This is a genomic window from Cryobacterium sp. AP23 (assembly GCF_054075385.1).
On record NZ_CM133415.1, the window covers coordinates 1,351,892 to 1,371,245 of the forward strand.

Sequence of the window (19,354 nt, forward strand, 5' to 3'; positions counted from 1 at the left end):
CGGTTGGAACGGGGAAAGGCCGGCCGGACCGCGCGAGCGGTCCGGCCGGCCGGGATACTGCCTACTTCTGTGCTTCGGTTTCCTTCTCCACCGTCGCGAGGGTGTCCTGGAGTTCGGCGGCCGGGGTGGTAGCCAGTACAGCCGAGCCGCCGGAGACCTCGAGCACACCGTCGGTGACGGCCTTGGTGTTCTGGTAGATCTCGACCAGTTTGGCGTAGGTCTCGTTGTCCTTGTCTTCGGCGCGCGCCGCGAAGACGTTCACATACGGCAGCGCGGTCTCGTCGGCGGGGTCGTCCTTGACGATGGCGTCCTCGAACTTGAGGCCGGCCTTCTCGACGAAGTCGTTGTTGACAACCGCCGCGGCAACGTCGGGCAGCGACGTGGCGGTGAGGGAGGGCTCCAAGGCCGTCACCTCGACCTTGGACTTGTCGGTGTCGACGTCGTCGAGGGTGGAGAAGATCGTGCCCTCGTCCTTCAGAGTGATCAGGTCGGCGCCCTCGAGCAGCAGCAGTGCGCGGCCCAGGTTGCTGGAGTCGTTCGGAACGGCGACGGTGTCACCCTTCTTGATCTCGTCGACGTCGGTGATCTTGCTGGAGTACAGTCCGAGCGGGTAGATCGCCGTCGCACCGATCGGGGTCAGGTCTTCACCGGAGGAGACGTTGTAGTCGGCCAGGAACGCCAGGTGCTGGAACTGGTTCAGGTCGATGTCGCCGTTGGTGAGGGCCGGGTTGGGCTGGTTGTACTCGGCGAAGTCGACGATCTCGACCGTGATGCCCTCCTCGGCTGCGGCCTCGGTGTACTCGGCCCAGTACGGGTCGCTGGCCCCGACGACGCCGATCTTCACGGTCTCGTCGTCACCGCCCGCGCCACCGGCGCAGCCGGCGAGCAGGGTCAGGCTGGCGCCAATGGCCAGGATGGGCAGGAGGCCCTTTTTCACGATGGTGTTCTTCACGCTGATCTCCACGTTTCGGTCGCTGTGTGCATCCGCCCGGTACAGGCGGAAACCGCGCCACGCTCGACACATTCGTTTCAGGCACAGAGAAACCACAGGGCTGGTGCGCGCGGGAGTCTGTGCAGCAGCGTCGCGTGGCACTCCTCTACGGTAGCCGCAGGTTGGCGCGCCCGTGAGCCGTCGGGTCACAGAACGTCACAGGTTCTGCGACAAACGCCGCCCCGTCACAGAATCTGCGACCGGGGCGGCGTTCGATCATCGGGCTCAGCCGACGCGTGAAACAGCTGACTCACTCTTCGAGCAGCACCGACAGTTCCACCCAGCGGGTCTCAAAGCCCGCGACGGCGTCCTCGGCCGCCGTGACCTCGGCCTGGAGTGCGCCCAGGCCGGTGTAGTCGCTCTGGTCGTGCGCGGCGAGGCTGTTGTGCAGGTCCTTGATCTTGGCCTGCTGCTTGGCCACCTTGCGGTCGATCGACGCGAGTTCCTTCTGCGCGTTGCGGAGCTCCGCGCCGCCGAGGGCCGGCTTGCCGGATCCCTTGACGGAGGCGGACGTCGGCGAGGCCGCATCCGCGGTGAAGGAGCCACCGGCGACCTGGCGCTTGCGCAGGTCGAGGTACTGGTCGACACCGCCGGGCAGGTGGTGGAAGCCGCCGTCAGAGACCGCGTACTGGTTGTCGGTGACGCGCTCGATCAGGTACCGGTCGTGCGAGACGACGAGCAGCGTGCCGGGGAAGGAGTCGAGCAGGTCTTCCATGGCCGCGAGCATGTCGGTGTCCAGGTCGTTGGTGGGCTCGTCGAGGATGAGCACGTTCGGCTCGTCCAGCACGATCAGCAGCAACTGCAGGCGACGCTTCTGCCCACCGGAGAGGTCCTTGACCTGGGTGGAGAGCTGCGCGCTCATGAAGCCCATCCGCTCGAGCATCTGCCCGGGGGTGATCTCCTTGCCGCCGGCCATGTACGAGGTGCGCTGGCGGGCGATGACGTCGCTCACCCGGTGGTTGCGGATGTCGTCCAACTCGAACAGCTGCTGGGTGAGCACGGCGACCTTGATGGTCTTGCCGCGCTTGACCTTGCCGGTGTCGGGCGTGAGGGTGCCGGCGACGAGGTTGAGCAGGGTCGACTTGCCGGCGCCGTTGACACCGAGGATACCGGTGCGCTCGCCCGGCGCGATCAGCCAGGTGATGTTGTTGAGCACGGTCTTCTCACCGAAGCTGACGCTGACGTCGACGAGGTCGACGACATCCTTGCCGAGGCGTTGCATCGCCATCGACTGCATCGACACGGTGTCGCGGGGCGGCGGCTCGTTCTCGATCAGTTCGTTGGCGGCGTCGATGCGGAACTTGGGCTTGGCGGTGCGGGCGGGCGCGCCTCGGCGCAGCCACGCCAGTTCCTTCTTCATCAGGTTCTGGCGCTTGCCCTCCATCACGGCGCTCATCCGGTCACGCTCGACGCGCTGCAGGATGTACGCGGCGTAACCACCCTCGAAGGGTTCGATCAGGCGGTCGTGCACCTCCCAGGTCATGTTGCAGACCTCGTCGAGGAACCACCGGTCGTGGGTGACGACCACGAGGCCGCCGGAGTTCTGGGCCCAGCGGTTCTTGAGGTGGCCGGCCAGCCAGGAGATGCCTTCCACGTCGAGGTGGTTGGTGGGCTCATCGAGGAAGACCACGTCGTGGTCGCCGATGAGCACCTGGGCGAGGGCCACCCGGCGGCGTTGGCCACCGGAGAGGTCGTCGACGAGGGTGTCCCAGGGGATGTCGCGGACGAGGCCCGCGATGACGTCGCGTACCTTGGCGTCGCCGGCCCAGACGTGCTCGTCGATGCCGCCGACGATGGTGTGGCCCACGGTCTGGCCGTTGACGAGGTCGTCGGACTGGTCGAGGACGCCGATGGTGACGCCGCGCCGGCGGGTCACCCGGCCGGAATCGGGCTCCATGCGGCCGGCGAGCAGGCGCAGGAGGGTGGACTTGCCGTCGCCGTTACGGCCGACGATGCCAATGCGGTCACCCTCGTTCAGTCCGGCGGTGACGCTGTCGAAGATAACGCGGGTGGGAAATTCAAGGTGCAGGGACTCGGCCCCGAGCAAATGTGCCATAGGGTTCGAGCCTAGCCGTCGCAGCTGGGAGCCGGAACCGCGGCTGGCCCGCGCAACGGTGCGCGACACGCAGGCCGGGTCTAGGGGTGGAGGATGCGGGCGCCGTGCACGGGGCCGGTGGCGCGCACGACGTGGAGGCGGGCGGCGCTCAGCGCCACCTGCAGCTCGAGGCCCGCGTCCTGGTCGGGCACGAGGAACGCCACGGTGGGACCGGAGCCGGACAGGATGCCCGCCAGCGCGCCGTTCGCCTCGCCGAGTTCGAGTACCCGGCCGAGCCCGGGGGCCAGCTGCAGCGCCGGCGCCTGCAGGTCGTTGTGCATGGTGTCGGCGAGCATGGCCGGGTCGCCGGCGCGCAGGGCCTGCAGCACGTTCGCATCCACCGTGGGCTGGGCCTGGGCGGGGAAGATGTCCTGCGCGTGCCGGGTGCGGTGCCGGTCCAGCTCGCTGTACACCGACGGGGTGGACATGCCGAAGTCGGCCAGGGCGAGCACCCAGTGGAACTGGCCCTTGGCCAGTGCCGGGCTGAGCTGGTCGCCGCGGCCGGTGCCGATGGCGGTGCCACCGGTCACGGCGAAGGGCACGTCGGCGCCCAGGGTCGCCGCGATCCGCAACAGCTCTTCCTTGCTCGCCTCGGTGCCCCAGAGCGTGTCGCAGGCCAGCAGGGTCGCGGCCGCATCCGCCGACCCGCCGCCCATGCCGCCGGCGATGGGAACGTTCTTGTCGATCTCGAGGTGCACGCCGCCGGTGTAGCCGGTGGCGGTGGCGAGGGCGCGGGCCGCCTTGATGGCGAGGTTGCTCTCGTCCACGGCCAGGCCGGAGGTGTCGATCGATCCGGTGAAGGCGACGGTGAAGCCCTCCGCGGCCGTGGCGCGCACATCCTCGTAGAGCGAGACGGCCTGGAACGCGGTGGCGAGATCGTGGTAGCCGTCGTCCATCACGGCCCCCACCTTGAGGAAGACGTTGATTTTGCCCGGTGCCCTCGCATGCACAACAGGTGAGGTCGCCGTGTCGGTCATGTTCCTAACCTAGCCCAGCGAAAAGGCCGCCCCGGTCGCGCTCCCCCAGCCACGGCTCAGGCCGCCAGCCAGGCCCTGGCGATGGTGAGGAAATCGTGCACGGTGAGCTGTTCGCCGCGCTCGGTGGGGTCGATTCCCGCAGCGGTGAGCACGGCGGTGGCCTGGGTGGAGTCACCCATCACCGTGGACAGCGACTGGCGCAGCATCTTGCGGCGCTGCTGGAAGGCCCCGTCGACGAGCGCGAACGTGGCCAGGCGCAGCTCCTCGGACTCGAGGTCCTCCTGACGCCGTTCGAACGCGATCAGGATCGAGTCCACGTTCGGCACCGGCCAGAACACCTGCCGGCTCACCTTGCCGGCGGTGCGGAACGAGCCGTACCAGGCGGCCTTGACGCTCGGGCTGCCGTAGATCTTGGAACCGGGCGCCGCGGCCAGGCGCTCCCCCACCTCGGCCTGCACCATGACCACGCCGGCGCGGATGGAGTCGAAGTGCTCGAGCAGGTGCAGCAGCACCGGAACCGACACGTTGTACGGCAGGTTCGCCACCAGCCGGGTGGGCTCGCCGGGCAGTTCGGCGATCTTGAGCGCGTCGGCGCGGATGACGGTGAGCTGGGCGTCCGGCTGCATGAGTTGCACCGTCAGCGGAAGCTGCTCGGCGAGGCGGTCGTCGATCTCGACGGCCACGACCTTCGCGCCCACCTCGAGGATGCCCAGGGTGAGCGAGCCGAGGCCGGGGCCGACCTCAACGACGGTTTCGCCGGGCTGCACGGCGGCGACCTTGACGATGCGGCGCACGGTGTTGCCGTCGATGACGAAGTTCTGGCCGAGCTTCTTGGTCGGGTTCACGCCGAGCATCTCGGCGAGGTCGCGGATCTCCGCGGGTCCGAGCAGGGTGGGCGCGGCGGAGGCCTTGGCAGGCTCGTGGGCGGGTTCGTGGGCAGAGTCGGTCATGCGAGGCCTCCGGCCGGGCTGGTGCGGGGGTCGGTTCGCGTGTCGGGCAGCACGACGGGTTCCGCGTCCCACCGGCCGTAGACGAGTTCGGTGTTCGAGGTGATCTGGGCGGCGAGGACGCCGACATCCGTGCCGAGGTGGTCGGCCATGGCCCGCACCGTGTGCGGCAGCAGATAGGGCGCGTTGGGCCGGCCCCGGTGCGGGGTGGGCGTGAGGTAGGGGGCGTCGGTCTCCACCAGCAGCAGCGCGCGCGGCGCCACGGCCAGCGCCTCGCGCAGGGTGGCAGCGTTCTTGAAGCTCACCGGGCCGGCGAAGGACATGTACCAGCCCTGGTCGGCGCACAGCCGGGCCAGCTCGGCCCCGCCGGAGAAGCAGTGGAAGACGGTTCGTTCGGGAGCTCCCACCCGCAGCAGGGTCTCGACGACCTCGTCGTGGGCGTCGCGGTCGTGGATCTGCAGGGCGAGGCCGTGCCGTTTGGCGATCTCGATGTGCGCCTCGAACGACCGGAACTGCGCGGCCCGGCCGTCGGGCGCGGTGCGGTAGAAGTCCAGGCCGGTCTCGCCGATCGCGACCACGCGGGGCCGGCCGGCGAGTTCGTCGATCACAGCGAGGGCGTCGTCGAGGGTGCCGGCGTTGTCCAGCTCCGGTGCTTCGTTGGGATGGATCGCCACGGCGGCGAGCATCCGCGGTTCGCGGGCGGCCAGCTCGGCCGACCAGCGCGAGGTGGCCACGTCGGTGCCCACCTGGATGACACCGCGCACGCCCACGCCGCTGGCGAGGTCGAGCTGCTCGGCGACGGTGAGCGGGGTGATGCCGTCGCTGATTTCCAGGTGGGTGTGGTTGTCGTACACGCCCACGACCAGCGGAACGGGCGCGGGCGGGTAGACCAGGTCTCTGCCGGCGCTCGCCTCGCGGGAGCGGATGTGGGTGCTGTCGGCGGAGTCGTTAGCCAACCGTGGCCTCGATGCGCGGGAACAGGGCGGCCAGCGGGGACACGTGGGTGCCACCGGTCCACTCCCAGGCCCGGTCGATGCGCTGGTCTTCGACCAGGCCGGTGCCGCCCAGGGCACTCCAGAGCGTGGCGGTGGCCTGCGGGGTCACCGGCGAGAGCAGCACGGCGAGGGTGCCGAGGCCGCGCACGACGGTGTGCAGCACGGTTTCCAGGCGTTCGCGGTCGTCGGGGTTCTTGGCCAGCGCCCACGGCTCCTGCGCGGTGATGTAGCCGTTGAGCTCGTCGACGAGTTCCCACACCGCGGCGAGGGCTTCGTGCAGGGCGAACCGGTCGATGGCCTCGCCGGCGGCTTCGGTGACCCGGATCGCGGTGGCGTTGATGGCCGCATCCGCGTCGGTCGGCGTGCCGCCGGCCGGGATCTCGCCGTCGCAGTAGCGCACGACCATGGCGATGACGCGGGAGGCGAGGTTGCCGAAGCCGTTGGCCAGTTCGGACTGGTACCGGGCGGAGAGGTCCTCCCAGGAGAACGAGCCGTCCTGGCCGAAGCTGATGGCGCGCATGAAGTAGTAGCGGAAGGTATCGGAGCCGAAGGTGTCGGTGATCTGGTTCGGGGCGATGCCGGTGAGCTTGGACTTGCTCATCTTCTCGCCGCCGACGAGCAGCCAGCCGTGGCCGAAGACCTTGGCGGGAACGGGGAGCCCGGCGGCCAGCAGCATGGCGGGCCAGATCACGGCGTGGAAGCGGAGGATGTCCTTGCCGACGATGTGCGTGGCCGGCCACAGGCGGCTGAACTTCTCGTCGTCCTGGCCGTAGCCGGCGGCGGTGATGTAGTTCAGCAGGGCGTCGAACCAGACGTAGACGACGTGGCTGTCATCCCAGGGCACCTTGATGCCCCAGTCGAAGCTCGACCGGGAGATCGACAGGTCGGAGAGGCCCTGCTTCACGAACGAGATGACCTCGTTGCGGGCGGATTCCGGCTGGATGAAGGTGGGGTCGGCCTCGTACAGCGCCAGCAGCTGGTCGGTGAAGGTGCTCATCCGGAAGAAATAGTTCTTCTCGTGCAGCAGCTCGACCGGGATGGAGTGGATGGCGCAGACCTGCTGGCCGGCGAACTCGCCGGTGCCGTCGACGAGGTCGCTGGGCTGCTTGTACTCCTCACAGCCCACACAGTAGAAGCCCTCGTACTCACCGGTGTAGATGTGGCCGGCGTCGAAGAGGTGCTGCAGGAACTTCTGCGCGTTCACCTCGTGGCGGACGTCGGTGGTGCGGATGAAGTCGTCGTTCTTGATGTCGACGGTTTCCAGCAGCGGCTTCCACGCGGTTTCGACCAGGCGGTCGGCCCACTCCTTCGGGGTGACCCCGTTGGCGGTGGCGGTGCGCAGGATCTTCTGGCCGTGCTCGTCGGTGCCGGTGAGCAGCCAGGCGTCCTCCCCACGCTGGCGGTGCCAGCGGGCAAGCACATCCGCGGCCACCTCCGTGTAGGCGTGCCCGATGTGCGGGACATCATTCACATAGAAAATAGGCGTGGTGATGTAGAAAGAAGAGCCGTCGGACATGCTCACATCTTATGTGGAGCCGCCGAACCCGCCGACCCCGTTACGCCGCGCGCCGGGGCGCGGCTGTCAGGAGAACGGGAAATCGGGCTGCGGGGCGGCCTTGGTGCGGCCCGGGCCGGTTCCGCCGGACTTGCCGGTGAGGGCCGCCTCATAGAGGTCGCGCTTGCCCAGGCCGGATGCGGCGGACACGTCCGCCGCGGCGTCCTTGAGCCGGGCACCGCCGGCCACGAGGGCGAGCACCTCCTCCACGCCGGTGGCGAGGTCGAGCACCTTGGCCTCGGCGCCGGCGACGACGATGCAGATCTCTCCGCGTACCCCGGCCTCGGCCCACTCGGCGAGTTCGGCGGCGGTGCCGCGCTTGACCTCTTCATAGAACTTGGTCAGTTCCCGGCACACCACCACACGACGACCTTCGCCGAGGACGGCGGCGAGGTCGGTGAGCGAGGCGGCCAGGCGGTTGGGCGATTCGAAGAAGACCATGGTGCGGCGTTCGGTGGCCACCTCGCGCAGGGCCTGCATCCGCTCGCCGTGCTTGCGCGGCAGGAAGCCCTCGAAGGTGAACCGGTCGGTGGGCAGCCCGGAGACGGCCAGAGCGGTGAGCACCGCCGACGGTCCGGGGATGGCGGTGACGACGACGCCGGCCGCGATCGCCGCATCCACCAGGTGGAAGCCGGGATCGGACACGGTGGGCATGCCGGCGTCGCTGAGCACGAGCAGGTCGGTGCCCTGGGCCAGTTCGACCAGTTCGGCGGCCTTGCCGCGTTCGTTGTGGTCGTGCAGCGCGATCAGCCGCGGCCGGTTCTCCACCCCGAGGGCCTTGAGCAGGTGCACCGTCACCCGGGTGTCCTCGGCGGCGATGACGGTGCTGGTGCGCAGCGCCTCGATGAGGCGGGCCGAGGCATCCCCGAGGTTTCCGATGGGGGTGGCTGCCAGAATGATCATGCTCCCAGTCTCGCAGCACGCGGCTCCCCGCGGCGGCTCACTACGATGGTGAGGTGCTCCCCACCCTCAGTGAGACCGACCACCAGGCCCCCCGTCGGCCCGACCCGTGGTCGACCCTGTGGTCCTCCCGCTGGGTGCGTGTGGCCGGTCCGGCCCTGGTGCTGCTCCTCGCCGCGGTACTGCGGTTCTGGAACCTCGGCCACCCTGCCTCCCTGGTGTTCGACGAGACCTTCTATGTGAAGGACGCCTGGAGCCTGTTCAACAACGGGTACGAGTCCGCCTGGCCGGATGGCGCCGACGCCCTGTTCGCCGCCGGGCAGAGCAACATCTTCACCACCGCGGCCTCGTTCGTGGTGCACCCGCCGCTCGGAAAGTGGCTGATCGCACTGGGCATGGCAGTGTTCGGTGCCGACAACCCGTTCGGCTGGCGGGTGATGACCGCAATGGTCGGCGTGCTCGCCGTGCTGCTCGTCATGCTCATCGCGCAGAAGCTGTTCGGGTCGGTGCTGCTCACCTCGATCGCCGGCTTCCTGTTCGCCATCGACGGCAACGCGATCGTGATGAGCCGGGTGGCCCTGCTCGACAACTACGTGATGTTCTTCGGGCTGCTCGGCTTCGGCGCCGTGCTGCTGGACCGTGACCACCACCGCAAGCGCCTCGCGGCCTGGCTGGCGGAGAAACGGGACAACGAGGTCGAATCCACCTGGGGACCGGCCCTGTGGTGGCGACCGTGGGTCGTCGCCGCCGGGCTGGCCTTCGGCCTGGCCTGTTCGGTGAAGTGGTCGGGCGCCTACTTCCTGGCCGCGTTCGGGATCTACCTCGTCGTCGTCGACGCCCTCGCCCGACGCCGGGCCGGGCTGCCGTTCTGGATCAGCGGCGCGATCCTCAAGCAGGGGCCGGTCACGTTCCTGCTGATGGTGCCGATCGCCGTGGTCACGTTCCTGCTCTCCTGGACCGGCTGGTTCGTCACCACGGGCGGCTACTACCGCGACTTCGCCGACCAGGCCGGCCAGGCCTGGACCGGGGTGCTCGCTTGGGTCCCGCACTCCGTGCAGAGCTTCTGGCACTACCAGAGCGCCGCGTACGGCTACCACGTCGGCCTGGTCACTCCGCATCCGTACCAGGCGAACCCGCTCACCTGGTTGTTCCTCACCCGCCCGACGAGCATGTACTACCAGGGCAGTTCCCTCGGCGAGAAGGGCTGTGACTACGCCACCTGCTCCGAGGCGATCACCGGCATCGCCAACCCGATCATCTGGTGGGCGGCGACCGCGGCCATCCTCTACCTGGTCTACCGGCTCGTGCGTTACCGCCAGTGGCAGGTCGGGCTGATCCTGATGGGCATGGTCGCCGGCTACCTGCCCTGGCTGGCGTACCTGAACCGTACGGTCTTCCAGTTCTACACGATCGCCTTCGAGCCCTACCTGATCCTCGGCCTCACCCTGGTCATCGGGATGCTGCTGGGCATCGGCGGGCGCACCCCCCGCTCCGAAACCGGCCAGGGCAACACCGTCGGGCTCGTCGTCGTCGTCGCTTTTCTGTGCATTGCCACCCTGGTGAGCGCCTTCTTCCTGCCGCTCTGGACCGGCACCCAGGTACCGTTCGCGTTCTGGCAGATGCACATCTGGCTGCCGAGCTGGCGCTGACCAGCACTTTCGTTGATATTGCAGAGCGTGCATACATTTCGACATATGCTGAAATTGGAATACATCCCCTGTTAAAGGGGTGTGAATTCCCGGCGAAATCGGGGCCGCGACCCGTAGGATATCCGGTATCTGCTTGACGAGTGTTTGCTCTATTACCGACTGAGAAGTCCAGATACAAACCAAAGGCCTCATGTCGGAAGCATCTGCCGCACCCACGGTGCGTATTGTCCGCACTCGCAAGGGTGGCGACTCCAAGAACCCCACCACCGAGTACTCCTCCCTGCTGCACACCGTGCGGAACCTCGGTCTGCTCGGCCGCCGCACCGGCTTCTACTGGGGCGTCTTCGCCGCCCTTGTCCTGATCACCGTGGGCCTCGGCGTCGGCTTCGTGCTGCTCGGCGACTCCTGGTACCAGTTGATCATCGCCGGCGTGCTCGGCATCATCCTCACCCAGTTCGCCTTCCTCGCCCACGAGGCGTCGCACCGCCAGGTCTTCGAGTCCGGCCCCGCGAATGACCGGGCCGGCCGCATCCTCGCCAATCTCTTCGTCGGCATCAGCTACGCCTGGTGGATGACCAAGCACAGCCGTCACCACGCCAACCCGAACGTCGTGGGCAAGGACCCCGACATCGAGCCCGACGTGATCCGCTTCAACGAGAAGGACGCCGCAGAGGTCAACTGGCTCACCTCCTTCATCACCCGCAAGCAGGGTTACCTCTTCTTCCCGCTGCTCACCCTCGAGGGCATCAACCTGCACATCCACGGCTTCAAGACCGTGTTCGGCAAGGGCAAGGTCGACAAGCGCTGGCTCGAGATCACCATGCTCACCAGCCGCATCGTGCTGTACTTCGCCGCCATCTTCTACTTCCTGCCGCTGGGCATGGCGTTCGCCTTCATCGGTGTGCAGATGGCCGTCTTCGGCGTCTACATGGGCGCCTCCTTCGCTCCCAACCACAAAGGCATGCCGCAGCTGCCGCACGAGAGCAAGGTCGACTTCCTGCGCCGCCAGGTGCTCACCAGCCGCAACATCCGCGGCGGCACCCTGATGGACACCTTCATGGGCGGCCTGAACTACCAGGTCGAGCACCACCTGTTCCCGAACATGGCCCGCCCGCACCTCAAGAAGGCGCAGGAGATCACCAAGGAATACTGCGAGTCGAACAAGATCCTCTACACCGAGACCGGCCTGTTCGAGTCCTACGGCATCGTCGTCGCCTACCTCAACAAGGTGGGCCTGGCCGCCCGCGACCCCTTCGACTGCCCGATGGTGCAGCGCTTCCACCACCGCTGACCACCTCGCGAGCCCTGAGCTGAGCCCCAAGAATCTCGGATTCTTGGGGCTTTTCTCACGCCTCGCTGGCTGATCGGTAGGGTTGGGCAGATGTGGATGTGGGGAGTGGGCGTGGCCGGGATGGCCGCGCTGGTCGCGTGGCTGGTGCACGCGCTCGTGCCCGGGATCCCGCTGCTGACCGCCGCGGTCGTGCTCGGCATCCTCGCGGGGCAGCTGCCCGTGCTGCGACCGGCGCTGGCCGGGCCGTTGAAGCCTGGCCTGTCGCTGGCGGCCAAACGCCTCATGCGCCTGGGCGTGGTGCTGCTCGGCCTCAAGCTGAGCCTGGTCGACATCGCCGGGCTCGGCTGGCTCACCATCACCACCACCGTGCTGATCGTGCTGCTCACCTTCGTCGGCACCCTGTGGCTGGGCCGGCTCGTGGGATTGCCCGGGCACCAGCCGCTGCTCATCGCCACCGGCTTCGCCATCTGCGGCGCCTCCGCCATCGGGGCGATGAGCGGCGTGGTGAAGGCCAAGGACGAGGAGACCGCCACCCCGGTGGCGCTGGTCACCCTGTGCGGCACCCTCGCGATCGGCGTGCTGCCGTTGCTCTGGCATCCGCTGGGCCTCACCGACCTGCAGTTCGGCCACTGGGTGGGCGCCGGGGTGCACGACGTGGGCCAGGTCGTCGCGACCGCGCAGATCGCCGGGTCGGCCGCCCTCGCCGTGGCCGTGGTGGTCAAGCTCACCCGGGTGCTGATGCTCGCGCCCATCGTGGCGAGCGTCGCGGTCTACGAGCGCCGCCGCGTGGCCGTGCCCGTCACCCCGGCCGGGGATGCCGCCGGAACCGGGTCCGACTCCCCCGCCGTCACGGCACGGCCGCCGGTGGTGCCGCTGTTCGTGGCCGGGTTCCTGTCGCTCGTGCTCGTGCGCACGCTGGTGCCGCTGCCGGACGCGGTCCTCGACGCCGCCGACCTGGTGCAGACGATTCTCCTGGCGATGGCGCTGTTCGGCCTCGGCACCGCGGTGCGGCTCGGCTCGCTGCTGCGCACCGGCGGGCGGGCCCTCGGCGTGGGGCTGGCCTCCTGGCTGCTGATCGCCGTGCTGGCGCTCGGCGCCGTCCTTATCAGCTGATCTCGATTCAGCGATGAAACCCGGACCTCCACGGCCCGCATGTGGCGCACTGTTACGCCGCACCGCTTCTCGGCCCCGACCCGGCCGGTAGCGTATTGCCATGGCAGATCGCGAGTACGGCTTCACCACCAGGGCAATCCACGCCGGGAACATCCCCGACGCCGTCACCGGGGCACGGGCCCTGCCCATCTACCAGACCAGCGCGTTCGTCTTCGATGACACCTCGGATGCGGCCGCCCGGTTCGCGCTGCAGAAGTACGGCAACGTCTACTCCCGGTTGTCCAACCCCACCGTGGCGGCGTTCGAGGAGCGCATCGCCAGCCTCGAGGGCGGCCTGGGCGCCGTCGCCACCGCCTCCGGCCTGGCCGCGCAGTACATCACCTTCGCCAGCCTGGCCGGCGCGGGCGACCACATCGTCTCCAGCGCCAACCTCTATGGCGGTTCGATCACCCAGCTCGACGTGACCCTGCGCCGCTTCGGGGTGGACACCACCTTCGTGCAGTCCGCCGACCCGGCCGATTACGCCGCGGCGATCACCGACAAGACCAAGCTGATCTTCGCCGAAACCGTGGCGAACCCGTCCGGCGAGGTCGCCGACATCGAGGGCCTCGCCGCCGTGGCACACGCCGCCGGCATCCCGCTGATCATCGACTCCACCATCGCCACCCCCTACCTCTGCCGGCCGATCGAATGGGGCGCCGACATTGTCATCCACTCGGCCACCAAGTTCCTCGGCGGCCACGGCACCACCCTCGGCGGCGTGGTCGTGGAGAGCGGCCGGTTCAACTGGCACAGCGACAAGTTCCCGCTCTTCGCCCAGCCCGTGCCCAGCTACGGTGGCCTGGAATGGTCGGGCAACTTCGGCGAGTACGCGTTCCTCACCCGCCTCCGCGCCGAGCAGCTGCGCGACATCGGCCCGGTGCTCGCCCCGCACTCCGCGTTCCTGCTCGCGCAGGGCGTGGAGACGCTGCCCTACCGGCTGCAGGCGCACGTGAACAACGCCCGCATCGTGGCCGAATGGCTCGACGCCGACCCGCGGGTCGATTTCGTCAACTGGGCCGGCCTGCCCAGCCACCCGCACTACGAGCGCGGACTCAAGTACCTGCCCAAGGGGCCGGGTTCGGTGTTCAGCTTCGGCGTCAAGGGCGGCCGCGATGCGGGACGCACCTTCATCGAGTCGGTCGACCTGGCCAGCCACCTCGCCAACATCGGCGACGCCAAGACCCTCGTGATCCACCCGGCCTCCACCACCCACGCCCAGCTCAGCGAGCAGCAGCTCATCGACGCCGGCGTCCTGGCCGGCCTGGTGCGCATCAGCGTGGGCATTGAAGACGTCGACGACATCATCTACGATCTCGACCAGGCCCTGGCCCAGGCCGCCGGAACGGGAGGAACAGCATGAGCACCGACACCGTACCTGCCACAGTGGACAGCACCGAGACGGTCCAGCTGACCAACGGGCTGAGCTGCAGCGTCCCCGCCAACTCCCCGCTGGCGAAGCTGCTACGCACCCAGCGCACCTGGGAGGGACCGGACGCCAAGGCGCGCCTGGGCATCCTGCGTCGCGCGAAGTCGATCGCGATCGTGGGCGCCTCGCCCAACCCGGCCCGGTCCAGCTACTTCGTGGGCACCTATCTGCAGCAGTCAAGCGACTACCGGGTCTACTTCGTCAACCCGCGCGCCGACACGATCCTGGGTGAGAAGGCCTACCCCGACCTGGCCTCGCTGCCCGAGGTGCCCGACATCGTCGACGTCTTCCGCAAGGCGTCCGACATCCCCTCCGTGATCGACGATGCCATCGCCGTCGGCGCCAAGACGGTGTGGGTGCAGCTGGGCATCTGGAACCAGGAAGCCGCCGAGTATGGCGAGTCGAAGGGGCTCACCATCGTGATGGATCGCTGCATCAAGATCGAGCACGCCCGGTTCCACGGCGGGCTGCACCTGCTCGGCTTCGACACCGGGCAGATCACAGCCCGCAAGACCATCCGCTAACCCGGCTCGCTAAAACCTGCGCATCGCGCGGATGCCGACCCACAGGCCGACCACCGCGGTCACCGCCGCGGCCACGAAGCCGCCGAGCACCCCGGCGGTGGCCAGCTGGCCGGCGAACAGGTCCCGTTCGGCCTGCACCACGTAGCTGAGCGGGTTGAGCGCCGCCGCGACCTTCATCCAGCCCGGGGCGTCATCCAGCGGCAGCAGCATGCCGGAGAGGATCATCAGCGGGAAGATCAGGGTCTGGTGGATGATCCAGAACATCCAGTCCCGGCCCCGGCAGGCCAGGGCCACGGCGTAGCTGAGCGCCCCGAAGCCGACGCCGAACACGGCCAGCAGCACGAAGCCGATGACCAGTCCCGGCACGCTCAGGGTGAAGCCGAACGGCAGCGCCACCAGGCAGATGACCAGGCCCTGCACGGTCAGCGGCACCACCTCCTTGAGGGCCCGGCCCATCAGCAGGGCGCTGCGGGACAGCGGCGCGACCAGGGTGCGCTCGTGCGAGCCGGTCTGCATCTCGCCGAGCAGGTTGGCGCCGGTGGAGGCCGTGCCGAACAGCGCCACCATCACCAGGATGCCGGGCACGAACCATTGCAGGGTCTCCCCCGCCGGCAGGCCGGAGGATGCCACCAGCAGCGGGCCGAACAGGCCGAGGAACACCAGCGGCTGCACCAGGCTGAACAGGGCGCTGAACGGGTCGCGCAGCACGGGGCGGAGCTCCCGCACGAGCACGTTCCAGGTGTCGCCGGTCACCCCGGGCCGGGCGGACACGGGCTGAGTCTGGGGCTGGGTCTGGGTCTGGGTCTGGGCGGTCATGCTGCCACCTCCTGGGGGGTCGATTCGGATGCCGACCGACCTTCTTCGCGGAGGCTCCGGCCGGTCAGGGTGAGGAACACGTCGTCGAGGGTGGGTTGGCGGTGGGTGAGAGCCACGGGCGGCAGCCCGGCCGCGTCGAGGGAGCGGACCAGTCCCGGTAGCGCCCTCTCCCCGGCCGCGGCCGCCTCAGCAGTGAGGGTCACGACAGCGCCGGCGGCGGCGCCCCCGGTGTGCCGGGCGGCGGTCGCCGCATCCTCCGCCGAGTCGAAAGTGAGCGTGATGCGGTCGCCGGCCAGGCGGGCCTTGAGGGCCGTCGGCGTGTCATCGGCGATCACGACGCCGTGGTCCATCACCATCACCCGCTCGGCCAGCTGGTCAGCCTCGTCGAGGTAGTGCGTGGTGAGGAAGATCGTGGTGCCCACGTCTTCACGGAGGGCCACGATGTGCTGCCAGAGGTTGGCGCGGCTCTGCGGGTCCAGCCCGGTGGACGGTTCGTCGAGGAAGAGGAGCTCCGGTCGGTGGATCAGGCCGAGGGCGATGTCGAGCCGCCGCTTCTGGCCGCCGGAGAGGCCGAGCACCTGCCGGCGGGCGAGGGCGCCGAGGTCGAGCGATTTGAGCAGTTCGTCGGCACGCGCCTGGGTCTCCCGCCGGCCCAGGCCGTAGAACGCCCCCTGGCTGAGGAGTTCGTCGCGCACCCGCTGGTTGTGCCCGGCCGAACTGCCCTGGCCGATGTAGCCGATGCGGCGACGCACGCCGGCAGGGTCGCGGCGGATGTCGCAGCCGGCCACGCTGGCCTCGCCGGTGCTCGGCGGCAGCAGGGTGGTGAGCAGCCGCAGGGTGGTGGACTTGCCGGCCCCGTTCGGGCCGAGGAACGCCACCAGCTCGCCGCGGCGCACCTCGAGGTCGAGGTCCTTCACCGCGTCGATGGCTCCGCCCTTCGCCGCGAAGGACTTGCCCAGTCCTCGCGCTTCAATCAGGGTTTGGGTGTTCTGTGTGGTTGTCATGCGGCCAGACTAAAAGGGCATTAGGACACTTCCTGTCCTCATGCGGGGGGATACTGAAAACATGTCGGACACCACCACCCGCGCCCTCGACCTGCTCTCCTTGCTGCAGAGCCACCGGCACTGGTCGAGCCGGGAACTCGCCGACCGGCTCGGAGTGACCGATCGCACGCTGCGGCGGGACATCGAGCGGCTCCGGGAGCTGGGGTACCAGATCGATGCCGCGCGCGGCGCCGTCGGCGGCTACCGGTTGGTGGCCGGCACCGGGTTGCCGCCGCTGCTGCTCACCGACGATGAGGGCGTCGCCATCGCCGTCGGCCTGCGGTCGCAGGCCGCCGCCGGGTTGCGCGGTGGCGAGCACACCACCCTGAGCGCTCTGGCCAAGATCGAGCAGGTGCTGCCGCCCGCGCTCCGCCGCCGCATCGAGGCGCTGCAATCGCACACGGCGCTGACGCCGGGAGACGGCCCGGTGGTCGACGCCGACCTGCTGGCCCAACTGGCGCTGAGCTGCCGCGACAGCGAACGCATCCGGTTCGGCTACACGGCCGCGACCGGTCAGGGCACGACCCGCAGCACCGAACCGCACATGCTGGTTCCGTACGGGCGCCGCTGGTACCTGCTGGCCTGGGACCTCGGTCGCGCCGACTGGCGCACCTTCCGGCTGGACCGCATTTCGAAGCTCGAGCAAACCCGGGTGCTGTTTCCGCCGCGCGACCTGAGCGCCGAGCACGCCGCCGCCCTGGTGGCCAGGGCTGTGCGCCACGTGGACCCCGGCTACACCGCGACGGTGGTGCTCGAACTTCCCCTCACCGAGGCCAGGACCCTGTTCGGCCGGTGGGCCGGGGACGCCACGGCACGCGACGCCGGACACACCGACTGGCCGCTCGCCGGCGACCACCTGGCCGGCCTCGCGACGGCGCTGCTGTGGATCCCCGACGAGGTGCGCTACACCGTCGAGGCGTCGGAGGAGGTGCTGGCCTTCCTCCGTGGCCGGGCCGAACGGATCGGCACGGCCGCCCGGTAGCCGCCCGCGTACGATGGGGCAGGTGACTGCGTACGTATCGGCTCTCGACCTCTTCTCCATCGGAATCGGTCCATCCAGTTCCCACACCGTCGGCCCGATGCGCGCCGCCCTGACCTTCGCCGAGCACCTCGCTGAGAGCGGACGGCTGCCGGAGGTGCGCCGCATCCGCTGTTCCCTGTTCGGTTCCCTGGGCTCGACCGGGCTCGGCCACGGCACCCCGGACGCGATCCTGGCGGGCCTGGAGGGCCTGCGTCCCGAGGCCTGCGACCCCGACGCCGTGCGCAACCGCTGGGTCGATCTCACCGACGGCGCCACCCTGCTGCTGAATGGCACCCATCCGGTCCCGGTGCAGAAGAGCGATGTGGTGTTCGAGCCGCGCACCCGGCTGCCCGGCCACCCCAACGCCATGACCCTGTCCGCCTGGGGCGACGACCCGGCCGGGGCGGCCCTGCTCGAGGAGACTTACTATTCGATCGGCGGCGGCTTCATCCGCCGTGACGGCGACCCGATCCGGCCGGCGGCCACCGTGGCCCAGCCGATGCCATACGCCTCCAGCGCCGCGCTGCTGGCGCTCTGCGACACCCACGGCATCGGCATCTGCGACGTCGCCCGCGCCAATGAGGAGGCCGTGCACGGCACCGATCGGTTGGATGCCGGCCTCGACGCGATCTGGACGGCGATGCACGCCTGCGTCGAAGCCGGACTCGAGGCGTCCGGCACCCTCCCCGGCGGGCTCGGGGTCAAGCGGCGCGCCTCGGCCATTCGTATGCAGCTGGAAGAATACGACGGCCTGCACGCGCGGGAACGGGACACCTCCACCGAATGGCTGCACGCCTTCGCCTTGGCCGTGAACGAGGAGAACGCCTCCGGCGGCCGCGTCGTCACGGCGCCCACCAACGGGGCCGCAGGAATCATCCCCGCCGTCGCGCACTACTACCTCCGCTTCGTCCCGGGCGCGAACGCCGCCGGCATCCGCCGGTTCCTGCTGACCGCCGTGGCGATTGGATCCCTGGTCAAGGCGAACGCCTCCATCTCCGGCGCGGAGGGCGGCTGCCAGGCCGAGGTCGGCTCGGCCTGCGCCATGGCCGCCGGCGCGCTCTGCGCCGTGCTCGGCGGCACCCCCCGGCAGGTGGAGAATGCCGCCGAGATCGCGATGGAGCACCACCTCGGCCTCACCTGCGACCCCGTCGGCGGGCTCGTGCAGGTGCCGTGCATCGAACGCAACGCGATCGCCGCCTCCACCGCGGTGTCGGCCGCGCGCCTCGCCCTGCACGGGGACGGCACCCACTTGGTCTCGCTGGACACGGTGATCGAGACCATGCGGCAGACCGGCCTGGACATGATGACCAAGTACAAGGAGACCAGCGAGGGCGGCCTCGCGGTCAACGTCATCGAATGCTGACCGATCACCCGAAGGGGGCACAGCGGGATGCCGCGGCAGCGTAATCCCTGACCTAAGCTAGGTTCCCTGGGGGTACACCATCAACGAGTCCATCTTTTCCGCGCGCTCCGCATCGTCTGCGCGCGCCATCCGCCGTCCACTCACCGCTCTGGCGCTCGTCGCCGCCGGGCTGGTTCTCGCCGGGTGCGCGGCCGCTCCGGCGCCCGTGGTGACGCAGACCGTCGTCGTCACCGCGACCCCGACACCCACGCCCACGCCCACGCCGACGCCGACGCCGACGCCGACGCCCGAGCCGACCCAGGAACCGGTCGTGGAGGATCCGTCCCTCGACCCGAATCCCCCGGTTGCACCGGAACCGCTCCCGGAGGGACCCGCAGTGGATCTGGGCGCCATCCCCGGTGCGCAGGGCGCGCCGGTGCTCGACGGCACCGGGATGCCGATCAGCTACAAGGTGCTGCCGGGCGACTCGTTCTTCGACATCGCCCAGCGCTTCAACGTTCCCATGCAGCAGCTGCTCAAGATGAACCCCAAGGTCGCCGGCATCGGTGAGGACATCTACGAGCGCCAGGTGCTCAACCTGGACTGGACCAAGACCGGCTAATAGCC

The 19,354-nt window shown here is 69.3% G+C and carries 17 protein-coding genes; 8 read left to right on the forward strand and 9 right to left on the reverse strand.

The annotated features are described in order from the left end of the window. Window positions 1-61: 61 nt before the first annotated feature. The 7 genes from ACU5E9_RS06410 to rsmI form a co-directional block, all read right to left on the reverse strand. The gene (locus ACU5E9_RS06410) at window positions 62-952 is read right to left on the reverse strand and encodes a MetQ/NlpA family ABC transporter substrate-binding protein (protein ID WP_456812779.1); all 891 of its coding nucleotides are present in this window, start codon (window positions 950-952) and stop codon (window positions 62-64) included. 289 nt (window positions 953-1,241) lie between these two features. After that, complete coding sequence (locus ACU5E9_RS06415) at window positions 1,242-3,047, reverse strand: ABC-F family ATP-binding cassette domain-containing protein (RefSeq protein WP_456812780.1); 1,806 nt, start codon at window positions 3,045-3,047, stop codon at window positions 1,242-1,244. 80 nt (window positions 3,048-3,127) lie between these two features. Beyond that, window positions 3,128-4,063, reverse strand: a complete 936-nt coding sequence (locus tag ACU5E9_RS06420) for a 4-(cytidine 5'-diphospho)-2-C-methyl-D-erythritol kinase (protein ID WP_456812781.1) — start codon at window positions 4,061-4,063, stop codon at window positions 3,128-3,130. 56 nt (window positions 4,064-4,119) lie between these two features. After that, complete coding sequence (gene rsmA, locus ACU5E9_RS06425) at window positions 4,120-5,013, reverse strand: 16S rRNA (adenine(1518)-N(6)/adenine(1519)-N(6))-dimethyltransferase RsmA (RefSeq protein ID WP_456812782.1); 894 nt, start codon at window positions 5,011-5,013, stop codon at window positions 4,120-4,122. Continuing rightward, the gene (locus tag ACU5E9_RS06430; RefSeq protein WP_456812783.1) at window positions 5,010-5,966 is read right to left on the reverse strand and encodes a TatD family hydrolase; all 957 of its coding nucleotides are present in this window, start codon (window positions 5,964-5,966) and stop codon (window positions 5,010-5,012) included. Before ACU5E9_RS06430 ends, rsmA begins: the two co-directional genes overlap by 4 nt. Beyond that, the gene (metG, locus tag ACU5E9_RS06435; protein ID WP_456812784.1) at window positions 5,959-7,521 is read right to left on the reverse strand and encodes a methionine--tRNA ligase; all 1,563 of its coding nucleotides are present in this window, start codon (window positions 7,519-7,521) and stop codon (window positions 5,959-5,961) included. The genes ACU5E9_RS06430 and metG overlap by 8 nt, the downstream gene beginning before the upstream one ends. A gap of 66 nt (window positions 7,522-7,587) precedes the next feature. Then, window positions 7,588-8,463, reverse strand: coding sequence for a 16S rRNA (cytidine(1402)-2'-O)-methyltransferase (gene rsmI, locus ACU5E9_RS06440; protein WP_456812785.1), 876 nt, complete (start codon window positions 8,461-8,463; stop codon window positions 7,588-7,590). Window positions 8,464-8,516: 53 nt separating this feature from the next. On the opposite strand from rsmI, the gene ACU5E9_RS06445 reads away from it, so the two are divergent. The 5 genes from ACU5E9_RS06445 to ACU5E9_RS06465 all read left to right on the forward strand — a co-directional run bounded on the left by ACU5E9_RS06445 (window position 8,517) and on the right by ACU5E9_RS06465 (window position 14,505). Then, the gene (locus ACU5E9_RS06445; RefSeq protein WP_456812786.1) at window positions 8,517-10,109 is read left to right on the forward strand and encodes a dolichyl-phosphate-mannose--protein mannosyltransferase; all 1,593 of its coding nucleotides are present in this window, start codon (window positions 8,517-8,519) and stop codon (window positions 10,107-10,109) included. 190 nt (window positions 10,110-10,299) lie between these two features. Next, the gene (locus tag ACU5E9_RS06450) at window positions 10,300-11,400 is read left to right on the forward strand and encodes a fatty acid desaturase family protein (RefSeq protein WP_456812787.1); all 1,101 of its coding nucleotides are present in this window, start codon (window positions 10,300-10,302) and stop codon (window positions 11,398-11,400) included. Window positions 11,401-11,490: 90 nt separating this feature from the next. Further along, window positions 11,491-12,513 carry a YeiH family protein gene (locus ACU5E9_RS06455; RefSeq protein ID WP_456812788.1) on the forward strand — a complete coding sequence of 341 codons (1,023 nt, stop codon included), beginning with the start codon at window positions 11,491-11,493 and terminating at the stop codon, window positions 12,511-12,513. A 100-nt stretch (window positions 12,514-12,613) separates the two neighbouring features. Continuing rightward, window positions 12,614-13,915: an O-acetylhomoserine aminocarboxypropyltransferase/cysteine synthase family protein gene (locus tag ACU5E9_RS06460; RefSeq protein ID WP_456812789.1), complete on the forward strand. Its 1,302-nt coding sequence runs from the start codon at window positions 12,614-12,616 to the stop codon at window positions 13,913-13,915. Beyond that, window positions 13,912-14,505 carry a CoA-binding protein gene (locus tag ACU5E9_RS06465; RefSeq protein ID WP_456812790.1) on the forward strand — a complete coding sequence of 198 codons (594 nt, stop codon included), beginning with the start codon at window positions 13,912-13,914 and terminating at the stop codon, window positions 14,503-14,505. The genes ACU5E9_RS06460 and ACU5E9_RS06465 overlap by 4 nt, the downstream gene beginning before the upstream one ends. Window positions 14,506-14,514: 9 nt before the next feature. On the opposite strand, the gene ACU5E9_RS06470 is transcribed toward ACU5E9_RS06465, so the two are convergent. After that, a complete protein-coding gene (locus ACU5E9_RS06470; protein ID WP_456812791.1) occupies window positions 14,515-15,321 on the reverse strand; it encodes an ABC transporter permease in 807 nt (268 codons plus the stop codon). Beyond that, complete coding sequence (locus ACU5E9_RS06475; RefSeq protein WP_456812792.1) at window positions 15,318-16,325, reverse strand: ATP-binding cassette domain-containing protein; 1,008 nt, start codon at window positions 16,323-16,325, stop codon at window positions 15,318-15,320. Before ACU5E9_RS06475 ends, ACU5E9_RS06470 begins: the two co-directional genes overlap by 4 nt. Window positions 16,326-16,386: 61 nt before the next feature. Between ACU5E9_RS06475 and ACU5E9_RS06480 the strand changes: the two genes are divergently transcribed. From ACU5E9_RS06480 to ACU5E9_RS06490, 3 genes are all read left to right on the forward strand, one after another. Then, a complete protein-coding gene (locus ACU5E9_RS06480; protein WP_456812793.1) occupies window positions 16,387-17,346 on the forward strand; it encodes a helix-turn-helix transcriptional regulator in 960 nt (319 codons plus the stop codon). A gap of 22 nt (window positions 17,347-17,368) precedes the next feature. Further along, on the forward strand, window positions 17,369-18,748 hold the full coding sequence (locus tag ACU5E9_RS06485) for an L-serine ammonia-lyase (RefSeq protein WP_456812794.1): 1,380 nt from the start codon (window positions 17,369-17,371) through the stop codon (window positions 18,746-18,748). A 208-nt stretch (window positions 18,749-18,956) separates the two neighbouring features. Further along, on the forward strand, window positions 18,957-19,349 hold the full coding sequence (locus tag ACU5E9_RS06490) for a LysM peptidoglycan-binding domain-containing protein (protein ID WP_456812795.1): 393 nt from the start codon (window positions 18,957-18,959) through the stop codon (window positions 19,347-19,349). Window positions 19,350-19,354: the final 5 nt, after the last annotated feature.